Here is a 4,998-nt window from a genome sequence, read left to right as displayed (position 1 = left end):
GTATCATCCAAAGCTAGGCCGATTCTTACAAACTGACCCTGTGGGTTATGAAGACCAGATGAATCTTTATGCTTATGTTGCTAATGATCCGGTTAATATGGTTGATCCTACTGGTAAGTACCTAGAGTCTGTCTGGGATGCTGCCAGTTTAAGTGTTGGACTAGTATCGCTAGGAACAAACTTATCTCAAGGAAATTGGGGAGCTGCTGGACTCGATGCTCTTGGGGTTGTAGTTGATGGGGTTGCCTTGGCTCTACCGGTGGTGCCGGGTGGAGCAAGCATGGCTATAAGTGGTTCCCGTGCAGGTGCAAATGCTTTGTCTGATAGCGCTCTCGTTGCTAGAGGAGGAGCAAACATTACACCTCAGAGTATTGAGAATGCAACTTCAACACACCCGTCAGGTGTAACTGGTTTTTCTGCGCAATGTAATGGAGGAACTTGTCTTAATGAGCTAGGTGCAAATATACCAAACGGCCAAATGGGAGTTACTACTGTCGGAGATGTTCGAGCTGCTGGAGGGGATGTTGTTGTAACCAGTGGCATTGGAAATCATGCAACTGTAACCGGACTTGAACGAAATACAGCATCTCAATTACTGTCCCCATCAGTGCCAAACCCAGTACCAAAAAAAGACAGGAATTAGTGATGAACCAGAAGGTAGATTTAATTTACGCAGATTTTAATAATCGGGATAGTAGCGGAAGATTGCGCTTGAACACTAATGGAACATTGAGGAATTTAAAAGAAAAAAACATTCGGTTGGTTAGAAATATGACACTAAAGGTTTCAGATGGCGACTTAATTGTTGAGGGAATTGTAGATTTCTCCAACACTGAAGATATTTGGGTTATTGAAATTGATTCACAAGATATCAAAGAGGTAGAGTAGCCTCTCCAGTCTGGGTTTTATATTCTTTTGCTTTGCTGAGAACCCATTATAATTGTAACCCCGTGTATTAGCGCGTTTTTTCAATAAAATACCGTGGTTCATAATGACGATTAGTTTATTACAAAGCACGGATGTATCATCCAAAGTTAGGGCGCTTCCTGCAAACTGACCCGATTGGCTATGAAGACCAGATGAATCTTTATGCTTATGTGCATAACGATCCTATTAATTCGACAGATCCGACAGGAATGTTCACTGCTTATATGCATATGGTTTCAAAACCCTCTAATATGACACCAATGCAACATTCAAACGCAGTTTCTGGTGTAACAGCTGGAAAAGAAATTGCCAAAAGAACTTCCATTAAAGTAAGTGCTGGTCTTCCTGCGCTTAAAGGGAAGTTCAAGGCTCCAAATAGCAACCTTAGCTTTGATGCGGGAATAGGTGTTTCCGCAGGTGCGGTAATAGATGATCAAGGTTTGTCTATAAACTTAAACGCTGAAGCGTCCGTGTCGGGTTCGGATAGCGCGGGGAATACCGGTAAGTTGCAGTTAGGTAAGGTTAATGTCTCTACCTCAAATGGAACAACAACCACATCCATGGAAGGTCCTATGGCCGAGTTTTCGTCGGCATCTGGTGCAACTGCGCAGTCAGATGGTGTTATGAAACTTGGGGGTAAAGTTGGCTTCGTACAATTAGAAGTCGAATATGATACAAACTAAAGAGCTAAATAAGTAAGCTCTTGCATAATTTGGGTAGGTTTTGATTTATGGAGTCGGTAATGCAAATACATGAGTTTGAGGTTGTATCCATCGCCCTGTCATTGTTTGGTCTGTATGCGTTAGTCAAAGGCAGACTAAACTTTAAGCTTGTATCTGGGCAAAGTGGTATGAATACTATTATTGATGAAAGTTCACCTAAAAAGGTCCATAAGGAAGTGCAAATGGGGCCAATCACGACCCGAATATTTGGGCTAGCTATAATTGCAATCAGCATCATCGTTTTTTTTAACTTTAAAGGCGAAGTGATGTTTTCTGTCTGAAACCAAATATCATAGGAAAGTACAAGATATGTTCAAATAGCAACTATCGGGGTCAGAACAAAGTTAAATTAACTCTGAAAACTATCGGGGTCAGAACAACGTTAAATAACGCATAGGCTATACTTATTGCTTACTTAACTCAAAGATAAGGACATCCTATGAGTCGTTTGCCTCGTATCTGCCCAATTGGTATTGCACAGCATATTATTCAACGGGGAAATAACCGTCAAATTTGTTTTGGTAGTGAACAAGATTTTTTTGCTTATGTGGGTTGGTTAAAAGAGTTTTCTGTTAAGTGTAGAGTTGATATTCACGCTTGGGTATTGATGACTAATCAAAACTATCGGGGTCACAAAACTATCGGGGTCAGAACAACGTTAAATAACGCATAGGCTATACTTATTGCTTACTTAACTCAAAGATAAGGACATCCTATGAGTCGTTTGCCTCGTATCTGCCCAATTGGTATTGCACAGCATATTATTCAACGGGGTAATAACCGTCAAATTTGTTTTGGTAGTGAACAAGATTTTTTTGCTTATGTGGGTTGGTTAAAAGAGTTTTCTGTTAAGTGTAGAGTTGATATTCACGCTTGGGTATTGATGACTAATCACGTCCATTTATTGTGTACGCCACACGAAGCAGGTGGCGTTAGTCGAATGATGCAAGCTCTGGGTAGGCAATATGTCAGATACTTTAATCACCGATATAAAAGAACGGGAACATTGTGGGAAGGGCGCTTTAAGTCTTGCCTAGTGGAAGATGAAGCCTACCTAATTCATCTTTATCGTTACATTGAGCTAAACCCAGTTAGGGCCTCGATGGTGGCACAGCCTTCTGAATATGTTTGGTCTAGTTATCAGATAAATGCATTAGGTAAGGTTTCAAATCTATGCACTCCACATTGTTTATACACCGCGTTAGGTATTAATGATACCGAGCGCCAAGCCACCTACCGACGTTTATTTACTAGTCATGTCGAGGGGGATTTGTTAGAAGAAATTAGAGCCGCAACTAAGTCAGGTATGGCCTTAGGTAATGATAGATTTAAAAGCGAACTGACATCACTAACAGGTAGACGCTTACATACATTGCCGCCTGGCAGGAAACTTGGATGGCGTAAGAGTTAATTTAACTTTGTTCTGACCCCGATAGTTTGACCCCGATAGTTAATAGTTAATAGTTAACCCCGATAGTTAAATTTAACTTTGTTCTGACCCCGATAGTTACTGCTTCCCCCATATACATCAACTGACGCATCTACTCATCTTCGAGCTCTTCCACCCCTAAAGAATGACCGTTGGCGTAAGAGTTAATTTAACTTTGCTCTGACCCCGATAGTTCTTGGCCTTAGGTAATGATAGATTAAAAAGCGAACTGACATCACTAACAGGTAGACGCTTACATTCATTGTCGCCTGGCAGGAAACTTGGATGGCGTAAGAGTTAATTTAACTTTGTTCTGACCCCGATAGTTCCTCGTATCATATTGACATTTTATGTGAGCAATCTTACCCGCTAAGCCGGCCTGTAAAGCATCTGAGCAATCTTCGGCAGTAGCCAGATCAACCGCTTACGCGCCCTGCTTCCCCCATATACATCAACTGACGCATCTACTCATCTTCGAGCTCTTCCACCCCTAAAGAATGACCGTTGGCGTAAGAGTTTATTTAACTTTGTTCTGACCCCGATAGTTACCTGACCCCGATAGTTACCGATAGTTAACCGATAGTTTCAATTTAACTTTGTTCTGACCCCGATAGTTTTGATCAGCTTGAAGAGAAACTTGGTTATATACATCGACTAAACGATCGTTCGTTAAATAATATAGAAGGCCGTGGTGAGGTTGAGTTCAAAAGCTTGTTAAAGAAGCATCAGAATTATCTACCTTCACAGAGAGATCGTTGGTGTACTGTGCAGATGAAATTGAAGCCATTTGAACAGTGGGTTGATGGTTTCATAGCTGATGGATACTCAGTTAAAAACTATGTGGGAATTAGGGCTGACGAACCAGAGCGCGTTGGCTTTATGACAATCGAAAAACCAATTGAATCGATTATGCCATTCCGTGAAGATGGAATAGTTAAGATTGATATAGAGAATATTTTACAGCGCAATGGATTGGAACTTCCTGCATATTATTCTTGGCGTTCTCGTTCAGGTTGCTCATTTTGTTTCTTCCAAAAGAAAATAGAATGGGTGAGACTTCAAGAGAAACACCCTGATTTGTTTGAGCAGGCTAAGACATTTGAGAAGGGTGAAGGTAATACCGTAACTGGTGAGAGCTTTTATTGGATGGGTAAAGGCGAGCCCTTAGAAACATTAGAAAATCCTGAAAAGAAAGCAGCTATTATTGCCAACCATGAGAAAAAAGTGGAACGCTTTAAGAAAAAACGTCGGCGAAACGCTCTGTTAGGTGATATTGGTGGGGTTTCTGAAATGACTGATTTAGATGAGATTTATGACGATGTAGAGGGCGGTGGAGCCTGTGTAACTTGTTATAAGTAATCATGGCTAGGGATGCTTTATGGAATTAAAATCATTTTCTTGGGAAGTCCGTTCAGAAACCTGTGCAGTGAAGACAGTTGATTTTAGTTTGTTAAAAGAAGGTACCACTGGTATACCGCAAGACGTTGCTCCTTTTTTCTTCAACTCACAACTTGAGGAAGGTGAGGATAGGCAGCTTGAGTTTGTCGTATTAGGCCAGAGTGCTAAGTGTCTAATTAGTCGTCGAAATAACCGTCATCGTTTATTTTTTAAAGAATTAAAGCATCGATTAGCTGGTTATAATTTAACTGAAGGAGACTTGCTTTTTTTCGATAAAAATCCGGACATTAGCGGATCCTATATTGTTTCTGCAATCCTACTTGAAAATGAACAAATCATCGTACCTAACTATATTGGTAAAAATACCATTGGTGAAAATAGATCTTCATACTCGACATACAGAAAAGGCTAGGGGGTCAAGTTGCTTGATTAATAGGAAAAGGCTAGGGGGTCAAGTTGCTTGATTAATAAGACTATGGAAAGAGCTAAAGAAGACACCTGAAAATTACAAGGACATAAGGA

Annotated in this window: 7 protein-coding genes and 1 pseudogene; all 8 read left to right on the top strand. The window is 40.7% G+C overall.

Annotated elements, in window-relative coordinates:
- On the top strand, positions 1 to 643 hold a 643-nt coding region (locus tag CXF95_RS26010), incomplete at its 5' end, for a polymorphic toxin type 10 domain-containing protein (RefSeq protein ID WP_101201385.1).
- 2 nt (positions 644 to 645) lie between these two features.
- A complete protein-coding gene (locus tag CXF95_RS26005; RefSeq protein WP_101201384.1) occupies positions 646 to 888 on the top strand; it encodes a hypothetical protein in 243 nt (80 codons plus the stop codon).
- A gap of 122 nt (positions 889 to 1,010) precedes the next feature.
- Positions 1,011 to 1,610, top strand: a pseudogene (locus CXF95_RS30120) (RHS repeat-associated core domain-containing protein); the annotation flags it as partial.
- A 59-nt stretch (positions 1,611 to 1,669) separates the two neighbouring features.
- The gene (locus CXF95_RS25995; protein WP_101201383.1) at positions 1,670 to 1,930 is read left to right on the top strand and encodes a hypothetical protein; all 261 of its coding nucleotides are present in this window, start codon (positions 1,670 to 1,672) and stop codon (positions 1,928 to 1,930) included.
- Positions 1,931 to 2,088: 158 nt separating this feature from the next.
- On the top strand, positions 2,089 to 2,322 hold the full coding sequence (locus CXF95_RS25990) for a hypothetical protein (RefSeq protein ID WP_101201382.1): 234 nt from the start codon (positions 2,089 to 2,091) through the stop codon (positions 2,320 to 2,322).
- A gap of 42 nt (positions 2,323 to 2,364) precedes the next feature.
- Entirely contained in the window at positions 2,365 to 3,060 is a 696-nt protein-coding gene (locus CXF95_RS25985; protein ID WP_101201381.1) for a transposase, read from the top strand.
- A gap of 789 nt (positions 3,061 to 3,849) precedes the next feature.
- Positions 3,850 to 4,437, top strand: coding sequence for a hypothetical protein (locus CXF95_RS25980; protein ID WP_232788049.1), 588 nt, complete (start codon positions 3,850 to 3,852; stop codon positions 4,435 to 4,437).
- Between the two features lie 19 nt (positions 4,438 to 4,456).
- A complete protein-coding gene (locus CXF95_RS25975; RefSeq protein ID WP_101201380.1) occupies positions 4,457 to 4,888 on the top strand; it encodes a hypothetical protein in 432 nt (143 codons plus the stop codon).
- Positions 4,889 to 4,998: the final 110 nt, after the last annotated feature.

The sequence above is a fragment of the Paraglaciecola sp. MB-3u-78 genome, assembly GCF_002835935.1.
Taxonomy (GTDB): domain Bacteria; phylum Pseudomonadota; class Gammaproteobacteria; order Enterobacterales; family Alteromonadaceae; genus Paraglaciecola.
The sequence above is the reverse complement of the archived record's forward strand: the minus strand, read 5'-3'. Positions and strand labels throughout refer to the sequence as shown.

What these genes read in the sequence shown, in the direction of transcription:
- CXF95_RS26005 (WP_101201384.1), top strand. Translation starts at nt 646, where the DNA reads ATGAACCAGAAGGTAGATTTAATTTACGCAGATTTTAATAATCGGGAT.
- CXF95_RS25995 (WP_101201383.1), top strand. Translation starts at nt 1,670, where the DNA reads ATGCAAATACATGAGTTTGAGGTTGTATCCATCGCCCTGTCATTGTTT.
- CXF95_RS25990 (WP_101201382.1), top strand. Translation starts at nt 2,089, where the DNA reads ATGAGTCGTTTGCCTCGTATCTGCCCAATTGGTATTGCACAGCATATT.
- CXF95_RS25985 (WP_101201381.1), top strand. Translation starts at nt 2,365, where the DNA reads ATGAGTCGTTTGCCTCGTATCTGCCCAATTGGTATTGCACAGCATATT.
- CXF95_RS25980 (WP_232788049.1), top strand. Translation starts at nt 3,850, where the DNA reads ATGAAATTGAAGCCATTTGAACAGTGGGTTGATGGTTTCATAGCTGAT.
- CXF95_RS25975 (WP_101201380.1), top strand. Translation starts at nt 4,457, where the DNA reads ATGGAATTAAAATCATTTTCTTGGGAAGTCCGTTCAGAAACCTGTGCA.